We start from the raw sequence: 21,492 nt of genomic DNA on the forward strand, positions 1-21,492 counted from the left end.
GCAGTCAGGTGGACGCTGATCAGCGGCGGCGCCCCGCGGCCCGACGCTCCCCGACGTGCCGTGGACCGCGGGGCGGGGAACCGCCGCAGGGTCTCCGGTGCCGGCCGGCCCGGGGCGGCGGACCTCCGCCCCGGGGCCGGCGTCGCTCGGCGTCCGTGCCGTTTCGTTCTGCCCGATTGTTGCCTCGGGCGACCGAGAGGCCTGGTCACCGCCCCGGGCTGCCACGGCCCGGACCCACCGCACGGAACGGAGGTACCGGATTCACCACACGGATCGAGGGGACCAGACCCACCTCACTGATCGAGGTGGCCCCGCACCTGTCGGACAGCACACCGCCCCGGAGCGTCCCGACCCCCAGGCCACGGTCGCGCCGATCCGACCCACGCACCAGCGGTGGGGTACGCCCTCGCCGCCTGTAAACCCGGCCGACCGGCGGGTCCGGCCGACCGCGTACCGATCACGTGACCATTCTGGAGGGCGACATGGACACCATCAGCGGGACCTGTCCCGTAGCCACCGGCAACGGCGCCGCCGCACTGGACATGACGGACGCCGACCTGCTCCGCGACCCGTTCCGGGGATACTCGCTGCTCCGTGAGCGGGACCGGATCGTCCGGGCCGTCTACCCCACCTCACCCACGCCGCTGTGGCTGATCACCCGGTACGACGACGTCAAGATGGTGCTGGGCGACCAGCGCTTCGCCAACAACCCGGGGAGCGTGCCCGGCGCGAACGTCGACGACCTGCACGACGAGCTGGCCAAGGCGCTCGGGCTCGAGGAGAAGTACATCAAGATCTTCACCAGCAGCCTGCTGGACGCCGACGGCGAGGACCACGTCCGGCTGCGGCGGCTCGTCTCGCGTACCTTCACCGCCCGGCGCGTCGCGGCCCTGCGGCCCCGGGTGGAGGAGATCGCGGCACGACTGCTGGACCAGCTCGGCCGGCGGGCGGAGGCGGACGACGCCGACGGGGTGGGCGTCGTCGACCTCATCGAGAACTTCGCCTACCTGTTGCCGATCAATGTGATCTGCGAGTTGATCGGCATCCCCGAGGCCGACTGGCCCCGGTGGCGGCAGTGGGGCCGGGCGGCGTTCTCCCTGGAGCCGGGGGCGCAGAACGAGCCGATGCGGGGCATGGTCGACCACATCACCGAGCTGGTCGAGCAGCGTCGCGCCGTGCCGACCGGCGACCTGCTGTCCGGGCTGATCGAGGCGCACGACGAGGAAGGCGACCGGCTCACCGGGGATGAGCTGATCACGATGGTGCTGACCCTGGTGCTGGCCGGCACCGAGAACACCGCGCACATGATCGGCAACGGCACCCTGGCCCTGCTCACCCATCCCGACCAGTTGGGCACCCTGCAGGCCGACCCGGCGTTGATGCCGGCGGCGGTCCAGGAGCTGATGCGTTGGTGCGGCCCGCTGCACGGCACCCAGTTCCGGCACGCGGTGGAGGACGTCGAGATCGGCGGCGTCACGATCAGGCAGGGCGACCGGCTGATGTGCATGCTCGTCGCGGCCAACTACGACCCGCGTTACTTCTCCGACCCGGACCGCCTGGACCTGCGCCGCCAGCCCGACAGTCTCCGCGAGACGCACGTCGGATTCGGCGCCGGTCTGCACTACTGTCTGGGCGCGCACCTGGCCAAGCAGGAGTTCGAGGTGGCGTTCAGTGGACTGCTGACCCGCTTCCCGAACATGGAGCTGGCCGTTCCCGCCGAGGAACTGGAGCGGCAGAACATGCCCGGCTCCTGGCGTCTGCGGCGGCTGCCCCTGCGCCTGCACGGCACGCCGCGGCTCGGGTGACCCACCCGGGCGTCCGGGTCGTGGCCGTCGGCGTCGCGCCGGCCCACGGAGGCGGAGGCGGCCACGACCCGGTCCCCACCCGGCACGGTGGTCGGTGACCACCGTCCCACCGTCCGCCGGTGTCCCGCCGCTCGCCGCGACCGGGACACCGGCGGACGCGTGTGACCGGGCGCCGGCGGATGCGTGCGGCCCGGGCGCCGGCGCCGCCGCACGACCGGAGCACGTCTCCGGTCGTGGCGCGTCCGGTGGGCCGGGATCTGCGGGCCGGGACGGTCAGTTGACGGTGGTGCCGGGGTCGACGAAGACCTCTCCGTCCTCGACCCGGACCAGATAGACGTCCACCGGCTCGACGGCGGGCGGCGCGGTCGGCACCCCGGTGCGCAGGTCGAAGCAGGCACCGTGCATCCAGCATTCGATGCCCTTGCTGGTGACCTCGCCGTCGGACAGTGCCATCCGGGCGTGCGTGCACTGGTCCCGCAGCGCGTGCACCTCGTCGCCGATGCGTACCACCACGACGGGGACGTCACCGATCTGGACGGCAAGCGGTGCCTTGTCGTCCAGATCGGACAGGGCACACAGTCGGATCCCTTGCGGCGTGGGCATGCGGGCGGGTCTCCCTCTCGACGCGGAACGTGCTGGCCGGCCCGGGTCGGGCCAGGGTCGTCCTGGCGACGGACGCCGTGCAGGTCTGGGCGGTCCGGAGACCGGACCGCCCAGAGCTGCGTCGCCTGGTGTAGGTATACAGCCGACCTGCCGCCGCGTCCACAGGGGAGCGCGGCGGGCAGGCGACGGTGGTGCGGGTCACTTCAGGACCGACGGTGACCGGGCACGGTGCCCGGCTCACCGACGGAAGGGCCGGTGTGGCCCCGGAAGGCTCAGGCGAGCTTCAGCGGGAGGGTCCTGGTCCGGGTGAACCCGGGCCGCAGGATCCACGGGATCTCCTCGCGCGGCACGGCGAGGGAGAGGTCCGGGAACCGGGTGAACAGCCCCTGCAACGCCACCTCCGCCTCCTGGTAGGCCAGGTGCTGGCCGAGGCAGCGGTGGATGCCCTTGCCGAATCCGAGGTGGCTCTCGCTGCCGACGGCCAACCGGTCGATGATCAGCTGGTTGGGGTCGGGGAACTTGCGCGGGTCGGTGTTCGCCGCCAGCAGCAGCGGCGCCACCGGCGCTCCCCGGGGGATCGTCACGCCGCCCAGCTCCACGTCCTCCACGGGGAAGCGCGGCTGCGCGAACTGGATCGGACCCAGGCGCTGCAACTCGCGCACCGCCTGCGGCCACATCGACGGGTTCTCCTTCAACCGCGCGAGCTGGTCGGGGTTCTCGAGCAGGATGATGACCGAGTTGCCGATCAGGTACGTCGTGGTCTGGTGGCCGGCGGTCACCAGGCTGAAGAGAATGCCGATGATCTCGTCGTCGGAGACCCGGGTCGGGTCCTCGGCCTGCGCCTGGACCAGCGCGGTGACCAGGTCGTCCTGCGGCTCGGCCCGCCGCTTCTCGATCAGCTCACGGGCCAGCTCGATGCACTTGAGCAGCGTGGTCGGGATCCGCTCGCCGTTCATCGTGGCCATCGAGTCGCCCCAGGCCCGCCAGTGCGGCCGGTCGGGCTCGTCGATGCCGACCAGCTCGCAGATGACGGTGACCGGCAGCGGGTAGCAGTACTCCTCGACGAGGTCGACCGGCGAGCCGTCCCTGCTGTCCTCGGCCAGCTTGTCGAGCAGGTCCGCGGTGATCTTCTCGACCCGGGGACGCAGCTTGCCGATCCGGTGGGCGGTCAGCGCGTACGAGACGAGCTTGCGCAGCCGGGTGTGGTCCTCGCCGTCGGAGACGTTGAGGAGGTTGGCCATCCACGGGATGAGGTCCGGCGGGAAGTCCAGTCGCTTGAACACGCCGTCGCGGATGTCCGCGATGGTCGAGTCGGCCGGCGGGTTGGTGACGAACCGCGGGTCGGTGAGGACCTGGCGGACATCGTCGTAGCGGGTGACGAGCCACATCTCGGGCCCGCCCATCATGGTGCCGATGTTCAGCGTCCCGGTGTGCGGGCCAGTCTCCTCGCGCAACCGCGCGTACCAGCCGAACGGGTCGGCGACCACTTCTGGTGAGAACAGGTCGACCGTCTCGGCCGACGTCTCGGCAGTGGTCATGAGCCCCTCCCTTTCGTGTCGAATAGCTAGCGATCCGTTGGCGTGGGGCGGGCGCGTTTCGGCGCCTTTTCGGCAACGATAGGGAGCCGGCGACGGGCTGAGCATCCCTCAACCTGATAGGCGTTCCGGTGCCGCTGACGGGGTGGTCGAGCCGGTGGGATTCCGCGCCGTGGGACACTTCCTCCGGCGCGGCCGCCGCGAATCCGACCCGTCGGTGCTATCAGCGCGAGGGATGTGCGGGACGTGGGAGCTGGCCTAGGCTTCGACAGTGGAGTATGGGTCGCTGTCGATCTACCGGACGTGGCTGGTGACACCGGTACCGGCACCCCCGGCCGCACTCCGCGAGCCTTGCCGAGTCGACCACGGACACCCTTGGCGTAATCGGTTCGCTGTCTGCTGAAGCAATTGGGAGGACACTGCGGTGACGACCGAGACGATGAAATCCCCACCCGCCGACGAATCGCTGCAGGCACCGCTCTCCCGGGAATTCCTCCAACGCGACGATCCGTTCCTGCTGCCCTCCGGTCTGGCGGCGCTGGCCGCCGAGGCCCCGGTGGCCAGGTCGACGCTCCCCGGCGGCGATCCGTGCTGGATGGTGACCGGGTACGACGAGGCCCGCGCGGTGCTGTCGGACCCGCGTTTCTCGGCCGACCGGTTCCGCTACCACCCCCGGTTCAAGAACCTCTCCAAGGAGCTGGGGGAGCAGCTCCGCAACGACAAGGCCCGGGCCGGATCGTTCATCAACATGGATCCGCCGGAGCACACCCGGTACCGCAAGCTGCTCACCGGCCAGTTCACCGTGCGCCGGATGCGCGACCTGACCACCCGGATCGAGGAGATCGTCACCGAACGGCTGGACGCGATGCTGGCCGCCGGCACCAGCGCCGACCTCGTGCCGGCGTTCGCGGTCCCGGTGCCCGCGCTGGTGATCTGCGAGCTGCTCGGCGTGCGGTACCAGGACCGGGCGGAGTTCCAGCAGCGTGCGGCGGACCTGTTGCAGACGAACGTGCCGGTCAAGGAGGCGGTCGCGAACGCCGAGGCCCAGCGCGCGTTCATGCAGCGGCTGGTGGCGGACAAGCGGGCGAACCCCACCGACGACCTGATCTCCGGGTTGGCCCACCACCCTGGTGCGGATCCCGCGCTGACCGACGACGAGCTGGTGGGGATCGCCAACCTTCTGCTCTTCGCCGGCCTCGACACCACCGCGAGCATGCTCGGGCTGGGCATGTTCGTGCTGCTGCAGCGCCCCGAACAGCTCGCCGCGCTGCGCGCCGACCCGTCCCGGGTCGGTGACGCCGTCGAGGAGCTGCTGCGCTTCCTGACCATCGTCAGCACCGGTCTGTTCCGGTTCGCCAAGGAGGACCTGGAGCTGAACGGGGAGCACATCCCGGCCGGTGCGACGGTGGTGGTCTCCCTGCTGGCGGCGAACCGGGACGGGCGGCACTGGCCGCAGCCGGACACCCTGGACGTGGCCCGGGAGCGTAGTTCGCACCTGGCGTTCGGCCACGGGGTGCACCAGTGCCTCGGCCAGCAGCTGGCCAGGATCGAGATGACGGTCGGCTACACCGAGCTGCTGCGTCGGCTGCCCGACGTCCGGCTCGCCGTGGCGCCGGGGGAGGTCCCGCTGCGGAACAACATGATCACCTACGGGGTGCACGCCCTGCCGGTCAGCTGGGACGCCCGATGAGGGTGCGGGTCGACCCCGGCGTCTGCGTCGGCGCGGGGCTGTGCGTGCTCCGGGTGCCCGGGATGTTCGACCAGGACGACACCGATGGCACGGTGGTGCTCCTGCGGGCCGATCCGGACCCCGGCGAGGAGGACGCCGTGCTCAAGACGGTCACCTCCTGCCCGTCGGGGGCGCTGCAGCTCGACCGTTGAGACCCGCCGGGGTCGTCGGCCCGCTCGCCCGGGGCCGACGACCCCGGCGGCTCGTCCGTCGACGCGGGGCGGTCACGACCGACGCACCGCCCGCGACAGCGGACGGTGCGTCGGTGCGGGGTCCGTCAGTGGGTGGCGACGAACTCCTTGAGCGTGCCGATGACGTACTCGATCATCTCGGTGGTGATGCCGGGGTAGACGCCGATCCAGAACGTCCGCTCGGTCACCGTGTCGCTGTTGGCCAGCGAACCGACGATGCGCTGCGGCCGGCCGATGTAGGCGGGGTGCCGGGTGAGGTTGCCGGCGAACAACCGCCGGGTGCGGATGTTGTGCCGCTCCAGGTGGCCGACGATCTGCGGAACGTCGAAGCCCGCATCCGGCAGGACCGTGATGATGAAACCGAACCAGCTCGGGTCGCTGCCCGGCGTCGCCTCGGGCAGCAGCAGGCCGGGGAGGCCGTCCAGACCCTCCCGTAGCTGACGCCAGTTGCGCTTGCGGGCCTCGATGAAGCCGGGCAGCTTGGCCAGCTGGCTCAGCCCGAGCGCGGCCTGGATGTCGGTGCTCTTGAGGTTGTAGCCGACCTCGGAGAAGACGTACTTGTGGTCGTAGCCCTCCGGGAGGGTACCGGCCTGGAGGTCGAACCGCTTGAGGCAGCGGTCGTCCTCGCCCGGCTCGCACCAGCAGTCGCGGCCCCAGTCGCGGAACGACTTCGCCAGCTTGGCCAGCTTGATGTCCGACGACAGGAGCATGCCGCCCTCACCCATGGTCAGGTGGTGGGCGGGGTAGAAGGAGATGGTGGAGAACGCGCCGAACGTGCCGGTGAGCCTGCCCTGGTAGGTCGAGCCCACCGCGTCGCAGTTGTCCTCGACCAGGTGGCAGCCGTGCCGGGCGGCGATCTCGGCGATCTCGGCCACCGGGAACGGGTTGCCCAGCGTGTGCGCGATCATGATCGCCCGGGTGCGGGGGGAGATCGCCTGCTCGACCAGTTCGGCGGTGGTGTTGTAGGTGCCGAGTTCGATGTCGACGAACACCGGCACGAGGCCGTTCTGCAGGATCGGGTTCACCGTGGTCGGGAAGCCGGCGGCGACGGTGATCACCTCGTCGCCCGGCTTGAGCCGCTGGTCGCCCAGCTCCGGCGAGGTCAGCGTGCTCAGCGCGAGCAGGTTCGCCGACGAGCCGGAGTTCGTCAGCACCGCCTTGCGCCGCTTGAGCGTCCGGGCGAGGGACGACTCGAACTTCGCCGTGATCTGACCGGAGGCGATCCGCATGTCGAGCGCGGCGGCCACCAGGGCCTCGCGGTCGTCGGCGTCCAGCACCGCCCCGGAGGACAGGATCGGGGTCTGCCCCGGGATGAACGGCGCAGCGTCCGGGGTCTGGGCGTCGTGATAGTCACGGACCAGTTCCAGCAGGTGCGATCGGGCTGGGTCGACCATGTCGTATCCCCTACGGTCGAGAGTGGGAGGTGTGCCGGACCATGCGCCGGAGCCGGAGCGGCGGCCAGGCGTCCACCCGATCCCGGCGCACGGCAGAGCCGTCGTACCTTTCGGAATCTCTCCGGAAGAGACTAGGAGCGCCGGTCCGGCCCGGCATCCCTCACCGTGGTAGATCCATTTTCAATAGTCGATTGCTACTATCCACTTTGGTGATGGACCCGGCCCGCGTCGTCGGCAAGCCTGATCCGGCAAGAGCCGGTCCGCGGGCGAGTGACACCCGCGCCGGGTTCGGCGCCGCTGCCAGATCCATGACCGCTTGGAGGACAACTTGCGGGTCCTAATTCTCGCCGGGATCGCCCCGTCCACGATATTCAGTCACGTCCCGCTCGGGACGGCCCTGCATAACGCGGGACACCAGGTCATGATGACCGCCTCGCTCGATGATCTGGTGCCGACCATCGCCGGGGTAGGGCTCTCCGCCGTGCGGGTCACCGACCCCGGGGTGTCCCCGCGCGAGATCATCGCCCGGGACAAGCGGCTGCTGCGCGTCCCGGAGGACCCGATCGAGCGGGAGCAGCAGTCGGGCCACTGGTACGCGCGCATCGAGGCGTCCACCCTGGACGCCCTGGTGGCGTTCACCGACGACTGGCGGCCGGACGTCATCATCGGCGGGATGGCCTCCTATGCCGCGCCGCTGCTGGCCAAGCGGCTCGGAGTGCCCTACGTGCGCCACGCGTGGGACATCCACGACCCGCGGTTGCTGGACCTCGGCGCGACGGAGGAGCTCCAGGCCGAGCTGGCCGAGCTGGGCCTGGACGCGCTGCCCGAGCCGGATCTGATGATCGACATCACGCCACCGAGCCTGCGCCCGCCGATCGCCCAGGCGGTGCAGATGATGCGGTGGATTCCGGGCAACACGCAACGCTGCCTGGAGCCGTGGATGTACACCCGCGGCGCGGACACCCGCATCGGGGTGACCATCGGCACCGGGGTGGCGACCTACAACCAGTACGACTTCCTCCAGGGCATCGTCGAGAACGTCAGTGCCCTGGACGCCGAAGTGGTGGTGCCGGTGGCCGACGACGCCCTGCCCGTGCTGCAGGAGCGGCTCAAGAACGTCCGGGCCGGCTGGGTGCCGCTGGACGTCGTGGCGCCCACCTGCGACGTGCTCGTGCACCAGTCCGGTGGCAGCACCATGATGACGGCGCTGAGCTGCGGGGTGCCCCAGGTGCTGATCCCGGACCCCAACCTGTTCCGGGCGAACGAGATGGCCCGGCGCATCGTCGAGGCCGGCGCGGGGCTCGTGCTCACGCCGGAGGAGGCCACCAGCGACGTCATCGCGAAGACCTGCCAGGAGATCGTCGCCAATCCGGGCTACGCCGCGGCGGCCCGCGGGCTCGCCCGCGAGATCGCCGCCCTGCCGTTGCCGTCCGAGGTGGTCCGCCGGGTCGAGTGGCTGGTCCACGAGGCGTCCGCCGGAAGCTCCGCCTGAGCCCGGCCCACCGACCGGGCCGCCGGGACCGTCCGACCACCCCGGTGGCGGGGACGGTCCCGGGCCGCGCCCGGGGACGAACCTGATCAGGCTTGAGTCGCGGGTCACCCGATCCTGCGCGCTGACTGGAGGCCGATTCGTGACACCAGCGGGAACATGGCGCGCACTGGCACCCAGCGAGCAGGTCCACGCCGCCCGGGAGGCCCACATCGGGTACACCGTGCGCGCCGAGGGCCGGCTGGACCTCGACGCGCTGGCCACCGCCTTCGCGGCGGTGTGCCGCGCCTATCCCCAGCTGTCCGCACGGCTCGCCGACGGCGACGACGGGCCGGTCTTCGTGGCGTCCGACAGCCGGCCGGAGCTGCGCACCGGTGCCGGGGACGTCGACCGGCCGCTGGCGGGGGTGACGGTGGACCAGCGCCGGACGCTGAGCGCGCTGCACGTCGTCCGCGACGGTGACGTGGCGAGCGTCTGCCTGCTGACCCACCACAGCATCGCCGACGCCGACCACGCCGTCGCCCTGCTCACCGAGATCTGGTCCAGCTACACCGACGTGGTCCGGGGGGTGCCGGTCGCGCTGCCCCGCCAGCCGTACCCCCGGCCACTGGAGGACCTGCTCGCGGAGCGCGGCATCGGTCCGACCGTGCCGGTCGACGGCCCCCTGCCCCGGCCGATGCCGATGGCCGCGCCGTTGACCGACGCCGAGCGGAGCGTCTTCGCCCGCAACGGCGCCCGGCACCGCCTGACGGCCGCGCAGACCACCGCGCTGGCGGAGCTCGGCCACCGGGAGCACGTGACGCTCAACGGGCTGCTGGCCGGTGCCCTGCTGCTGGCCGAGGCGGAGCTGCGCGGTCTGCCCCTGACCGAGCTGGTGTACCGGTTCACGGTCAACCTGCGCCGGCACCTCACCCCGGCGGTCGGGGCCACCGAGGGCACGAACGTGCTGGGCGGGGCCGGCTTCGGCGCCACCGACGACATCGCGCCCGACGCGGTGACGCTCGGCCGGGCGATCGGCGAACGGCTCCGGTCGGAGCTGGCCGACGGGTCGGTCCAGCGCAGCCTGCTGGACATGTTCAGCCGGTCCGCGCCAGCGGCGAAGCCGTGGGATCCGAGCGCCGCGCCCGTCGTGGTCAGCATGATGAACTGGGGTCGGGTGCCGTCGCTACGCACCCCGGACGGGCTGCGCCTGACGGACTTCCGCGCCACGTCCCACATCAGGGATCCCTCGGGTCTGGGAGGATACGTCGTGCACACCTTCGACGGCCGTGTCGGCGTCGACCTGCTCTGGCCGGAGGGGGACGCGGAACTGCCGAAGCGTCTCGACGTCCTGCGGGAGCAGCTGAGCCGATTGACGTCGCGGCGATGAGGGCCACCGCGTCCACCGGTGCCCGCCGTCCCCGCGGGCGGGGCGGTCGGCGATGACGTCACCGGGCCTGACCAACCGCAGCATGACGGTGCGTCCGCTGGACATCGACGGTGCCTTCCTGATCTCCTCCCGGTCGTTCGTCGACGACCGGGGGGTGTTCTTCGAGGCGTACCGCGAGGACGTGCTGGCCGAGGTGCTCGGGTACCCGCCGAAGCTCGTCCAGACCAACTACTCGGTCTCCCACCGCAACGTGCTGCGCGGCGTGCACGGGGCGTCCGTCCCCCCGGGCCTGGCGAAGTTCGTCACCTGCGTCCGGGGCTCGATGCTCGACTTCGTCGTCGACCTGAGGACCGGCTCACCCACCTTCGGTACCTGGGACATGATCGTCCTGGACGGGCGCGGGTCCACCTCGGTCTACGTGGAGGAGGGGCTCGGGCACGCCTTCGTCGCGCTCGACGACGACACCTGCGTCCAGTACCACCTCTCCGAGCTGTACCGGCCGCAGGAGGTGGTCACGGTGCACCCGCTGGATCCCGAGATCGGTCTGCCGCTGCGGCTGCCCGGCCCGCCGGTGCTGTCCGACCGGGACGCCGCGGCCCCCTCGCTGCGGGAGTCCGTCGAACAGGGCCTGTTGCCGAGCTACGACGCGTGCCTGGCGCTGCGCAAGGCCCGCATCCACGCCGCCCCCGTCCCCGGACTGCCCGTCGGGTCGTGACCTGCGTCCCGGCCGGTCGGGTCGTGACCTGCACCCGGGCCGGTCGGTCGGGGTGCGGCACGTTCCGTCGTCCAGCCGACCGTGGACCCGACGCCGTGGCGGGTGGCCGGAGGGCCACCCGCCACGGTGCGTCGACCCGAGCGGTCAGCCCACGGTCTCGTTGAGGCGCACCAGCGACGTCCGCAGCGCCCGGCCGAGGTGGTCCAGGTCGGCCTCGGTGGCGTTCAGCGGCGGTGCCACCAGCAGACCCTCGCCGCTGCCGTCGCGGCGGTACCCGACGAACGGGTACAGCAACAGCCCGTTGCTCCGGGTGATCCGCAGGGCCTCGCCGACGGTGCCCCGGGCCAACTCGATGCCGTGGAAGAAGCCGACCCCCCGGACGTCGGTCACCACCGGCAGATCCCGCGTCACCTCGGTCACGATCCGGGTCACGGCCGCGCCGCGGACCTGGTCGCGGTCGAGGGCGCCGATCTCGTCGAGCACCGACAGCACCGCGAGCCCGACCCGGGCCTGCAGCGGCGTCGCCGACATCGTGCCCATCAGCGGCAGCCACGCGCCGCTGGACAGGATGCTCTCGGCCAGGTCCGGCGAGATCATCGTGGCGGCGAGCGGGACGAAGCCCGCCCCGAGCCCCTTGGACAGGGTGACGATGTCCGCCTGCGCCTGCTCCGCCTGCTGCGCGTGGTGCGAGGCCAGGGGGAGCCCGGTACGCCCCAGCCCGGTGAGCACCTCGTCGTGGATGAGCAGGACGCCGTACTCGTCGCAGACCTCGCGGAGCGCCCGCAGGTATCCCGGCGGCGGGGTGTAGCCGCCCCCGGTCGTGCCGTTGACGGGTTCCAACAGCACCGCCGCGACGGTGTCCGGGCCGGCGTCGACGATGGCGTCGCGCACGGCCCGTACGCACTCGGTCCGGCAGGTCGGGAACGGGCAGCCGAGGTGCTGTCCGGGGTACGGCGGGTCGAACGCCGGCCCGATGCCGAAGCTGTCGTCCTCGTGCGGTCGCCGGGAACGGTGACCGGACAACGCGAGCACGAACGCGCTGTTGCCGTGGTAGCCGAGCGACGCGGTCAGCACCTTGTGGCGGTTCTTCTCACCCCGCGACCGTTGGGCCAGCCTGGCCAGCGCGATGGCGGACTCCGACGCGTGGGTGCCGGTGGGGGTGAACATGACGCGGTCGTGGGGCCGGTGCACCGCCCGCGCCGTGGCGACCGCCAGCTGCTCCATGCCGCTGGCCAACAGCGACCCCGGGCTGGCGTACGTGCAGATGCCCACCTGGTCCCGCATCGCCTCGACCACCGTGGGATGGGCGTGGCCGATGTTGACGTTGATGATCCCACTGGACGCGTCGAGGTAACGCTCCCCGTTCGAGGCGAAGATCCAGGATCCAGCGGCATGGCTGTACGAGATGGGGGGGATCTGCAACCGCGCGGCCAGCAGCTGCGGCGCGTGCGCAGTGTCACTCATCGTTCCCCACCTCGACCACACTGTCACGGACGCTGACCAGCTGCATGCATTACTCCTGCCGTGTCGGTGCGGGCCGGCCCCGCGATCGGGACAGAGCTGTTGCGGTACGGGCCACCCGGGACGGTGCCGGCGTCGTCCCGGTCCGCCGTGGTCAGCGGCGGCTCATGACGACCTCTCCAGCGGGCCGGTGGCCGCCGGGTCGGGGGTGTGGTCGACGTGGCGTCTCGCCCGGGTGCCGATCTCCTCGACGAGGACCGCCTGGCGCAACACGTCGCGGTCGTCGGGAAGCTGCCCGGACCGGACGGCCGTGGCGAACGCGCGCACCGCGTTGGTCACCTGGTCGTCGGGCTCCAGGCGGAACTCCCGTACCCCGGAGTGCCGCTCCAGGCGCAGCACCGGGACGTGGTCGGCGGGCGGACTGTAGGCGTGCTCGACGACGATCCGCCCCTCGCTGCCCCAGAGCTGGTAACTGGAGCGGTAGAGGTTGTCGAGGCCGAAGGCGAGCTGTGCCCCCACCCCGTCGTCGGTGTCCAGCAGCGCCTGCCCGCAGGAGTCGACGAGCTGGCCGTGGCGCGAGGTCAGCACCGCCGAGAGGACGTCGAGTCGGCGGTCGCCCAGGAAGGACAGGGCCGCGCGTACCGGATAGACCCCGGTGTCCAGCAGCGCGCCACCGCCGAGTTCGGGCTGGTGGCGGACGTCGTCGGCGGGACGCCTCGGCACCCCGAACGCGGCGTGGAAGGACCGCAGCGAGCCGATCGCCCCGTCGGCGACGTACTGCCGGACCACCGCGTGCTGGCTGTGGTGGAGGAACATCATGTTCTCCATCAGCACCAGCCGCCGGGCCCGGGCCAGGGCGAGCAGCTCACCGGTGCGGGCCGCGCTGGTGGTCAGCGGCTTCTCGGCGAGCACGTGCCGGCCGGTGGACAGGGCGGCCTCGATCCAGGGGGCGTGCAGGGCGTTGGGCAACGGGACGTAGACGGCCTCGACCTCGTCGAGGTCCAGCAGCGACCGGTAGCCGGCGACCGCCCGACAGCCGTAGCTCCGGGCCAGCTCGGCCGCCCGGCCCGGATCCCGGCTGGCGATCGCCGTGATCTCGACGGCGGGAAGGGCGGCCATGGCGGGCAGCACCCGGCGACGGGCGATGCTCGCGCACCCCATGATCCCGATCCGTACGGGCGTCACCAGCTCTCCTTCCCCGGTGGTGCGGCAGGTCGGCAGCGCTCGCGGCGGGCCGTCGACCCCGACGGTCCGCCGGGCCGTCGCGGGACGCCCGGCACCGGACCGGCGCGGCGGGCTACGGGTCGTCCTCCCGGCGCGGTCCTCTGGGAGAGTAGGGCCGCCGTGCCACCGCGGGCATCCCCCGGTCTGATAGCCGGCGCGGGGCGCGACCACGGCGGCGCCATCAGACCGAGGGATGCCCCGCCGGTCACGTCTGTCCTAGCGTCGTGCACAGCCATGCGCGCACCCCGTCGGCCCGCCGCGCCCGGTACCTGAGGACAGGCCGGACCCGTCGTGGGGTGGGCCTCACCGCCAGTCGCCGGTTCCGGGTCGGCTGACCCCGGCGTACGGGCACGACCTCAGGGGGAACCGGTGATTGACAGCTCTGGTGCGAGGCAGGCGGTCCTGGAGGCGGAGCGGGTCGAGCGGGCCACCGCCTCGGCGGAGGACGCGGTCATGTCCATGGCGGACTTCCACTCCTGGTTCAACGCGCGTACCCGGGCGAACACCTTCCAGGTGGACCGGATCCCGTTCGCGGAGCTGTCCGGGTGGGACTTCGATCCGGACACCGGCAACCTCGTCCACGCGAGCGGGCGGTTCTTCTCGATCGAGGGGCTGCGGGTCCGGACCAACCGGCCCTGGATGGGCGAGTGGTCGCAGCCGATCATCGTGCAGCCGGAGATCGGGGTGCTCGGCATCCTCGTCAAGCGCTTCGACGGCGTCCTGCACTGCCTCATGCAGGCGAAGATGGAGCCGGGCAACATCAACGGGCTGCAGCTCTCGCCGACCGTGCAGGCCACCCGCAGCAACTACATGAAGGTCCACGGCGGCGCGGACACGAAGTACCTGGAGTACTTCCGGCCGGAGTCCCGGGGTCGGGTGCTCTTCGACGGGTTGCAGTCCGAGCAGGGGTCCTGGTTCCTGCACAAGCGCAACCGCAACATCGTCGTCGAGACCGAGGACGACGTCCCGCTGGACGAGAACTTCTGCTGGCTCACCCTCGGCCAGATCCGCCGCCTGCTGCTCCTGGACCACATGATCAACATGGATTCCCGGACCGTCCTGGCCTGCATCCCGCCCGCGTTGACCGGGCCGCAGGGTCAGGAGGCCGGCGACGACCCGTTCACCCGCGCGTTCCTGCGTTCGTTGTCCGACCACGGCAGCGCCGTGCACGACTCGGGGCGGATCCTCAGCTGGCTGACCGAGCTGCGGTCCCGGCAGGAGCTGGTGCAACGGCGGGTCTCCCTGAGGCAGGTCACCGAGGACGGCTGGCGGCTGGGCAGCGACGTCATCGACCACCGCGACGGCAAGTACTTCGACGTCGTGGCGGTGGCCGTGCAGGCGAGCAACCGCGAGGTCGCCGCGTGGACCCAGCCGCTGGTGGCGCCCAAGCAGGCCGGCCTGCTCGCCCTGTTGGTCAAGCGGATCGGCGGTACGCTGCACGCGCTGGTCCAGGCGCGCAGCGACGCCGGCATGCTCAACGTCGCCGAGCTGACCGCCACCGTGCACTGCCAGCCGGGCAACTACGCCGACGTGCCGGCGGAGCACCGCCCCCACTACCTGGACTACGTGCTCACCGCGCCCACCTCCCGGGTCCGGCTGGACGTGCTGCACTCCGAGGAGGGTGGCCGCTTCTACCACGCGCAGAACCGTTACCTGGTGATCGAGGTCGAGCCCGACCTGGACGAGCCCGACGACCGGTACCTGTGGGTCACGCTGCACCAGCTCACCTCGCTGCTGCCGCACAGCAACTACCTGACGGTGGAGCTGCGCAGCCTGATGGCGAGCATGCGCTGTCTCGCGCAGCGGCTGTGAACGCCGCCGCCGACGCCGGGTGACCGCCGCCGACGCCGGGTGACCGGCACCGTCGTGTCGGCGGCTCGGCCGGGCTCCGTTCGGTCGGGGGCGGCCAGTGCGGCGGGTCAGCCGGTGCGCAGCGGCACACCGGCCGGCGCGGTCGCGGACAGCTGGTGGCGCAGGTCGTCCACCAGTGCCCGGACGCCGGCCGGGTCCTTCGCCGCCCCGAAGACGTGGTAGTCGGGCCGGACCAGCAGGTACGACGCCCCGAAGCCGGCCAGGTAGGGCCGGTAGACGTCGTCCACGTCCACCACCCCGTCCCGTGGTGCGGGGCCGGGGGACAGCAGCCGGACCAGGTGGGTGTCGAGTCCGGCGAGGAAGGCCAGCCGGTCCCCGTCGAGCGCGGCCCGGGGATCCGCGGTGGCCAGCAGCACGAAGCCCCGGCCGACCACGTCGTCGAACAGGCCGGTGGTGTCGCCGTGCGTGACCCGTCCCTGCGGCACGACCGCGCCCGCCGGTGGCTCGGTCCCGTCCGCTCCGGGCCGCCGGTGCAGCAGTCCGGCGGTGAGGGGCTTCGCGGGTTCCGGTCGGCCCGCCGGGCGGCCACGACGGTTCGCCAGCACGGTGGCGTCCCGCTCGGCGGCGGCCGCCGGGTCGGTCACGCAGATCACCCGGCCCAGCTGGACCGACGCCAGGATCGCGTCCCTGACCTGCGTACGACGCTCCTCGGTGTAACTGTCCAGCAGGGACTCGGCCGCCACCCCCCGGAGGACCAGGTCGAGCTTCCAGGCCAGGTTGACCACGTCCCGGATGCCGGAGCACATGCCCTGCCCGGCGAAGGGCGGCATCAGGTGGGCCGCGTCGCCGGCCAGCAGGACGTGACCCACCCGCCACTGCTCGGCCCACCGGGCCTGGAAGATGTACGTGGTGCTCCGCAGCAGGTCGGCGTTGCCGGGGTCGACGCCGTACGGCGCCAGCAGCCGCCAGGCAGTCTCGGTCTCGTTCAGCTCGGCCGCGCTCTCACCGGGCAGCCGCATGAACTCCCAGCGCCGTCGCCCGGGGCCGCTGCCCACCTGGGTGGTGGGCCGGGCCGGATCGCAGATCTGCACGTTGGTGGGGACGAACTCGCGGGGCTCGCGGAGCTGGACGTCGCAGAGCAGCCACTCGTACGAGAAGCCCAGGTCGGTGACGGCGACGTCGAGATGGTGGCGGACGAAGCTGTTGGCGCCGTCGCAGCCCACCACCCAGCGGGCGGAGAGCACCCGGGTCGCCCCGTCGTCGTCGGTGGTGCGGACCTGCACCTGCCGGTCGCCGTCGGTGATGCCCACGACCTCGTGTCCCCGCAGCACCGTCACGCCGGGCAGCGACGCCACCCGGGCGGCGACGAGTTCCTCGAGTGCGGGCTGGTGCATGGTGTTCGCATCCGGCCAGCCGTACGGGCCGGACGTGGTGAACACGATGTCCAGCAGCGTCTCGCCGGTGGCGGTGCGCCACTGGTAGCCGCTGGCCGGCGCCGTGATCCGGCCGAGTTCCGGGCCGATCCCGGTGCCGGCGAGCAGCCGGGCGGTCTCGCCGTCGAAGCTGGTGGCCCGGGGGAGCCGGTACGGTCGGGGTCGGCGTTCGAGCACTGTCACCCGCCAGCCGCGCTGCGCCAGCAGCACCGACAGGGCGGCGCCGATCGGACCGTTGCCCACGATGACGACATCCGCGTCGGTCAAGGAAACCTCACAGGTCGGCGCTGTACGCATGGTCGGGGGAGACGCACGGTCGGGGGGCTCGTCACGCGACGGTGGGGCTGCTGCCCAGCAGCTCGCGGCGCAGCACCGCCAGCACGTCCGCGCTGCGGTCGACGAGGAAGAAATGGCCCCCCGGGAAGACCTTGAGTTCGGTCGGCCCGGTGGTGTGCTCCGCCCAGGCGCCCGCCTCGTCGAGGGACACCCGGGGGTCGCGGTCGCCGGTGAGCACGGTGACCGGACAGTCGAGCCTTTGGCCCGGATCGTGCCGGTACGTCTCGACGGCCCGGTAGTCGCTGCGGATGGCCGGCAGGATCATGGCCAGCACCTCCGGGTCGGCGAGCATGGTCGCGTCGGTGCCGCTCAGGGTCCGCAGCTCGGACACGATCCGGTCGTCCGGCAGGTGGTGCACCCCCTCGTCCCGGTAGCGGGACGGTGCCCGTCGACCGGAGGCGAACAGGTGCGTCGGCGCCGGCAGACCGGCGTCGCGCATCCGCAGCGCCACCTCGTAGCCGAGGATCGCGCCCATGCTGTGTCCGAACAGCGCCAGGGGACGGTCGTCCAGGTGGCGTAGGGCGTCGAGGATCCGGTCCGCCAGCTCGGCGATGCTGCCGAGGGCGGCCTCGTGGCGGCGGTCCTGACGGCCCGGGTACTGGATCGCCAGGACCTCCACCGTGGGAGCGAGCGCCCTGGACACCGGGTGGAAGAAGCTCGCCGAGCCGCCGGCGTGGGGCAGGCACACCAACCGGGCGGCACACTCCGGTGCCGGATGGAACCGACGCACCCACTTCTCGACCTGCTCCGCAGACTGAGGCACTGCCGTGGTCCTTTCCGAGGGTCGCGGCCACTGCCGGTGAGGACCGGCGGGCCGGCACGTCGGCGGTGGCGGCCGGTGCTCCGTCCGCCGGATCCCGGCACCGGTGCGGCCCTTCGGAGGGTACGACCGGCGCGCGGCGGTGGGCATCCCCAGATCTGATAGGGCGGTGCGCGGCCGTACCGACAGCTGTGCTATCAGGTCGAGGGATGCCGGTCGATCGGTTCTGTTCTAGCGTGGAATTGCCACGTGGGTAGCGGCGGATCGAGAGGTGGTCGGGGTGCGGGGCAGTGTTCCGTCGCGGCGGCCACCACCACGGCCCGCCGGGGTGCCCGGTGGCAGGACGACAGCGCAGGCGCTGCGGGGCAGGGATGCCGCGTCTGCCGGAGGCAGGTTTGCCGGTCCGGTCCCGAACTGAGAGGTGCTCCTTGAGTGTCATGCTTCTCCTCAACGGTCCCAACCTGGGTGCGTTGGGCCACCGGGAGCCGGAGATCTACGGCACCGACACCCTCGCCGACATCGAGAAGGCGGTCGCCGAGGAGGTGGGTTCCCGTGGCTGGGAGGTCGTCTCGGTCCAGCGTGACGGGGAGGGCGACCTGGTCGGGGCGATCCACCAGTACCGCGACTCGACGGTCGGAGCCATCGTCAACCCGGGGGCGTTGATGATCGCCGGCTGGAGCCTGCGGGACGCCCTGGCCAGCTATGCCAAGCCGTGGATCGAGGTGCATCTGAGCAACGTGTGGGCACGCGAGCGTTTCCGGCACGAGTCGGTGATCGCGCCGCTGGCCAGCGGGGTGGTGGTGGGACTCGGGGCCTACGGTTACCGGCTGGCCGCCCGGGCGTTGTTGCACCTCGCCGCGTGACCGTGGCGGGGGGTCGACCGGGTAGCCGCGCTGCCGTCGCGACGACCGTCGTCCGGTGACGGTGTGTGCGTTGCGGGGCGGACCGGCGGGACGTCGCCCGGTGGTGTCGAACGCCGGTGGAGTGCGGATACCGGGGCGCTTTTCCGGACCATGACGCGGCTCACCTGGGGTACACAGGCGTATACCTTCACGCCAAGCTCGGCAGTCTTTGCCGGCGGGTGTACTTCAATCGACACAAGCCTATATCCAGATCGTAATTATGTCGATGCGTCAGACCAATTGATCAGTGTGCGCGGCGGTGGTCAGAGGAAATGTCCGTCTTTGGCGAACTGGCAATCTGCCCTGGACGCGGGGCCTCGGCGGTAGTACTGTCGGTGACGGGTTAGCTGCCCGTGGTAATTGTCAAGAGGGCAACTATCTGAGAATCAAGAACCACTGGGGAGGGTTCCTTGTCGTCTTTGCTGACGTCGGTGCCTGCCGGCGTGGAGATTCCCGGTGACCGCAACCGCTACGCAGCGCGGGCGCCATTTCCCCAAAATCCTTTCGTGGGATTCCGGGATGAGCTCGTGTCCCCGTCCTGTGCGACCGCCCGCCTTTTCCGTCGTTCCGCGTTGTGGTGGTATGGCGGCCGGCTCGACGCGGGATTGCACTATGCCACGGAAGCTGTCGACGTCGAGTGTGAAGAAGGTCACGAGTTCTGTCGGCTGGCCCCCTATTGGCGCGTCGCGTTGTTGACGAAGTCCAGGGATCTCGATGCCGGCTGGCGGGTGGTCAACGCGCTCGACGGGCGTCGGGAAGAATCGGACTCACCGCTCGTCACCGCGACGTCCCTCGTCATCCGGGGCGAGCTGCTGTTCGCCATGGGGTGCGTCGACGACGGTCTCGCCGACGTGACCGAGGGGTTGCGCATCGCGGAGCAGTGCGAAGCCCGCTCCCTGCTGCCCACCGGTTACGTCGTGATGGCGCTGGCCGCGCTCCGCCGGGCGGACATGCGAACGTGTCTCACCTATGTCGACAAACTGACCGGCGAGGCCCTGCTGGGCTATTTCGGGCAGGCGGCGGGAGCGTGGGTGACCGCCCAGGCGGCCGAGGCCCGGGGCGGGGTGGACCGGGCCTCCGGTCTCATCGCCGGAATAGTCACCAGCCACCTCGTTCTCCGTCAGCTCCTGGTGTCCGAGCCGGCGGCGGCGTCCTGGCTGGTTCGCGCCTCCCGCAAGTTGGGCGCCGACGACCTCGCCGAAGCCGCCGCGGCGGCGGCCTCCGCCGCCTCCGCCGCGCATCCGGGCTTCGACGTCATCCGTGCGGCGGCGTTGCACTCCGCCGGTCTGCTGGAGGAGGACTCCGGCAAGCTGCTCGAGGCGGCGAACCTCTATCCCGACCGGTGGTGCGGGGCGTCCGCCCGGGAGGACCTGGCCGGGCTGCTGGCCAAGCGACGGTCCGAACGGAGCAACACGATCCGCATCTTCGAGGCGGCGCTGGTCGCGTACACCGCGGTCGGCGCCGCCCGTGATGCCTCACGGGTCGCCAACAAACTCCGCGATTTCGGTGTGCGGCGTGGTGTGAGCCGGACCGTGGAGTGTGCGGGGGAACTGCCGCACGGACTCACCAACACCGAGTTCGCCGTCGCCGAACTCGTCAGCCAGGGGCACACCAACAACGAAGTCGGCCGGCAGTTGTTCATCTCTCGGCACACGGTGGCTTTTCATCTCAAGAAGGTCTACCAGAAGATGAGCCTGACCTCGCGTGTCGAATTGGCGGCCAGCTGGAAGGCAATGCAGTTGCGGCACGGATCGTAAGATTGGGGAATACGATGGTTGAGGGGAACTGGTGAAGAAGCCGACGCCGGACGAGATTGGCCATGGCTACGACGCGTTCGCGGATCTGCTCGACCGGCTCTGGGGCGAGAATCTGCACCACGGTTACTGGAACGACGCGTCCGAGGACGTATCGGTGGACGAAGCCGCCGACCGGCTGACCGACCGGCTGGCCGGTCTGCTGACCATCGAACCGGGTGATCGTCTGCTCGATCTCGGTTGTGGCATCGGCGAGCCGGCGATGAGGCTGGCGGCGGCTCACAAGATCGAGGTCGTCGGCGTGTCGATCAGCCGGCGGCAGGTGGAGCGGGCGAACGACCGCGCGGTGGCCGCCGGGCTGGCCGACCGGTTGTCCTTCCAGTTGGCCGACGCGATGGACCTGCCGTTCCCGGATGGCTCCTTCGACCTCGTGTGGGCGCTGGAGTCGCTGCACCACATGCCGGACCGGGGGCACGTCCTGGCGCAGGCGGCCCGGGTGCTGCGGCCCGGCGGACGGGTGGCGATCGGTGACTTCATGCTGCTGCCGAGCGCCGACGGCTACGAGGCGGGCGCCGCCCGTGTCGCCGAGGCCAGCAAGGGTGTGCTGTCGGTCATCAGTCTCGACGACTACCTCTCCCTCATCCGGGCCGCCGGGCTCGAACCCGGCCCCACCGAGGACGTCAGCCGCTACACCCGGCCCTCCTGGGACAAGGCGGCCGAGCGGTTCGCCGCCCTGCGGGAACAGGCGGTGCCACACATCGGGGCGGAGCAGTTCGATCTCACGCTCTCCCGGTTCCACGCCTTCAGCGCGGAGCCGTCGCTGGGGTACGCCCTCCTCACCGCCCGCAAACCCGCCTGACGGCCCGACCGGCTGGTGGTGCGTGACGCCGGTCGCGGACCGGCGGGTGGCGACCAGCCCGCACGCCAGGTGAACACCGCATTGACCAGGTAGTAGGGAAAGCGTGGCGCTTTCCTCCGGA

At 71.4% G+C, this 21,492-nt stretch carries 17 protein-coding genes; 10 read left to right on the forward strand and 7 right to left on the reverse strand.

All coding sequences use genetic code 11. The features are described from left to right. Nucleotides 1–461 precede the first annotated feature (461 nt). Nucleotides 462–1,805 (forward strand): cytochrome P450 family protein, encoded by a 1,344-nt coding sequence (locus tag GA0070623_RS00450; RefSeq protein ID WP_197700025.1) that lies wholly within the window; start codon nucleotides 462–464, stop codon nucleotides 1,803–1,805. Nucleotides 1,806–2,078: 273 nt separating this feature from the next. On the opposite strand, the gene GA0070623_RS00455 is transcribed toward GA0070623_RS00450, so the two are convergent. Together GA0070623_RS00455 and GA0070623_RS00460 are read right to left on the reverse strand one after the other, a co-directional pair. Further along, the gene (locus GA0070623_RS00455) at nucleotides 2,079–2,408 is read right to left on the reverse strand and encodes a non-heme iron oxygenase ferredoxin subunit (RefSeq protein WP_067307247.1); all 330 of its coding nucleotides are present in this window, start codon (nucleotides 2,406–2,408) and stop codon (nucleotides 2,079–2,081) included. Nucleotides 2,409–2,680: 272 nt separating this feature from the next. Next, entirely contained in the window at nucleotides 2,681–3,946 is a 1,266-nt protein-coding gene (locus tag GA0070623_RS00460; protein ID WP_067307243.1) for a cytochrome P450 family protein, read from the reverse strand. Nucleotides 3,947–4,382: 436 nt separating this feature from the next. Between GA0070623_RS00460 and GA0070623_RS00465 the strand changes: the two genes are divergently transcribed. Together GA0070623_RS00465 and GA0070623_RS00470 are read left to right on the forward strand one after the other, a co-directional pair. After that, the gene (locus GA0070623_RS00465) at nucleotides 4,383–5,633 is read left to right on the forward strand and encodes a cytochrome P450 (protein ID WP_084261269.1); all 1,251 of its coding nucleotides are present in this window, start codon (nucleotides 4,383–4,385) and stop codon (nucleotides 5,631–5,633) included. Next, complete coding sequence (locus tag GA0070623_RS00470; RefSeq protein ID WP_067307236.1) at nucleotides 5,630–5,824, forward strand: ferredoxin; 195 nt, start codon at nucleotides 5,630–5,632, stop codon at nucleotides 5,822–5,824. The genes GA0070623_RS00465 and GA0070623_RS00470 overlap by 4 nt, the downstream gene beginning before the upstream one ends. A 125-nt stretch (nucleotides 5,825–5,949) precedes the next feature. Here GA0070623_RS00470 and rfbH read toward each other — a convergent pair whose 3' ends face one another. After that, nucleotides 5,950–7,257, reverse strand: coding sequence for a lipopolysaccharide biosynthesis protein RfbH (gene rfbH, locus GA0070623_RS00475; RefSeq protein ID WP_067307233.1), 1,308 nt, complete (start codon nucleotides 7,255–7,257; stop codon nucleotides 5,950–5,952). A gap of 421 nt (nucleotides 7,258–7,678) precedes the next feature. Here rfbH and GA0070623_RS00480 point away from each other — a divergent pair, with 421 nt between their 5' ends. The 3 genes from GA0070623_RS00480 (at nucleotide 7,679) to GA0070623_RS00490 (ending at nucleotide 10,830) form a co-directional block, all read left to right on the forward strand. Next, nucleotides 7,679–8,749, forward strand: a complete 1,071-nt coding sequence (locus GA0070623_RS00480; protein WP_067307229.1) for a glycosyltransferase — start codon at nucleotides 7,679–7,681, stop codon at nucleotides 8,747–8,749. Between the two features lie 139 nt (nucleotides 8,750–8,888). Beyond that, on the forward strand, nucleotides 8,889–10,115 hold the full coding sequence (locus GA0070623_RS00485; protein ID WP_067307225.1) for a phthiocerol/phthiodiolone dimycocerosyl transferase family protein: 1,227 nt from the start codon (nucleotides 8,889–8,891) through the stop codon (nucleotides 10,113–10,115). An 82-nt stretch (nucleotides 10,116–10,197) separates the two neighbouring features. Then, nucleotides 10,198–10,830: a dTDP-4-dehydrorhamnose 3,5-epimerase family protein gene (locus tag GA0070623_RS00490; protein WP_067307281.1), complete on the forward strand. Its 633-nt coding sequence runs from the start codon at nucleotides 10,198–10,200 to the stop codon at nucleotides 10,828–10,830. A 144-nt stretch (nucleotides 10,831–10,974) separates the two neighbouring features. Here GA0070623_RS00490 and GA0070623_RS00495 read toward each other — a convergent pair whose 3' ends face one another. Both GA0070623_RS00495 and GA0070623_RS00500 read right to left on the reverse strand, forming a co-directional pair. Further along, on the reverse strand, nucleotides 10,975–12,294 hold the full coding sequence (locus tag GA0070623_RS00495) for an aminotransferase class III-fold pyridoxal phosphate-dependent enzyme (protein WP_067307221.1): 1,320 nt from the start codon (nucleotides 12,292–12,294) through the stop codon (nucleotides 10,975–10,977). Between the two features lie 162 nt (nucleotides 12,295–12,456). Beyond that, a complete protein-coding gene (locus GA0070623_RS00500) occupies nucleotides 12,457–13,476 on the reverse strand; it encodes a Gfo/Idh/MocA family protein (protein WP_067307217.1) in 1,020 nt (339 codons plus the stop codon). 492 nt (nucleotides 13,477–13,968) lie between these two features. Here GA0070623_RS00500 and GA0070623_RS00505 point away from each other — a divergent pair, with 492 nt between their 5' ends. After that, complete coding sequence (locus GA0070623_RS00505; RefSeq protein ID WP_089004235.1) at nucleotides 13,969–15,327, forward strand: NDP-hexose 2,3-dehydratase family protein; 1,359 nt, start codon at nucleotides 13,969–13,971, stop codon at nucleotides 15,325–15,327. Nucleotides 15,328–15,434: 107 nt separating this feature from the next. Here the strand turns inward: GA0070623_RS00505 and mhpA are convergent, their stop codons facing one another. Together mhpA and GA0070623_RS00515 are read right to left on the reverse strand one after the other, a co-directional pair. After that, the gene (gene mhpA / locus GA0070623_RS00510; protein ID WP_067307210.1) at nucleotides 15,435–17,027 is read right to left on the reverse strand and encodes a bifunctional 3-(3-hydroxy-phenyl)propionate/3-hydroxycinnamic acid hydroxylase MhpA; all 1,593 of its coding nucleotides are present in this window, start codon (nucleotides 17,025–17,027) and stop codon (nucleotides 15,435–15,437) included. Between the two features lie 61 nt (nucleotides 17,028–17,088). Further along, entirely contained in the window at nucleotides 17,089–17,859 is a 771-nt protein-coding gene (locus GA0070623_RS00515; RefSeq protein WP_067307207.1) for a thioesterase II family protein, read from the reverse strand. 425 nt (nucleotides 17,860–18,284) lie between these two features. Here GA0070623_RS00515 and GA0070623_RS00520 point away from each other — a divergent pair, with 425 nt between their 5' ends. From GA0070623_RS00520 to GA0070623_RS00530, 3 genes are all read left to right on the forward strand, one after another. Continuing rightward, complete coding sequence (locus GA0070623_RS00520) at nucleotides 18,285–18,719, forward strand: type II 3-dehydroquinate dehydratase (protein ID WP_067307204.1); 435 nt, start codon at nucleotides 18,285–18,287, stop codon at nucleotides 18,717–18,719. A 644-nt stretch (nucleotides 18,720–19,363) separates the two neighbouring features. Next, a complete protein-coding gene (locus GA0070623_RS00525) occupies nucleotides 19,364–20,515 on the forward strand; it encodes a helix-turn-helix transcriptional regulator (protein ID WP_067307278.1) in 1,152 nt (383 codons plus the stop codon). A 31-nt stretch (nucleotides 20,516–20,546) separates the two neighbouring features. After that, complete coding sequence (locus GA0070623_RS00530) at nucleotides 20,547–21,371, forward strand: methyltransferase domain-containing protein (RefSeq protein WP_067307201.1); 825 nt, start codon at nucleotides 20,547–20,549, stop codon at nucleotides 21,369–21,371. Nucleotides 21,372–21,492: the final 121 nt, after the last annotated feature.

Origin of the sequence: Micromonospora rifamycinica (assembly GCF_900090265.1) — a bacterium.
In the GTDB taxonomy this organism is placed as follows: Bacteria; Actinomycetota; Actinomycetes; order Mycobacteriales; family Micromonosporaceae; genus Micromonospora; species Micromonospora rifamycinica.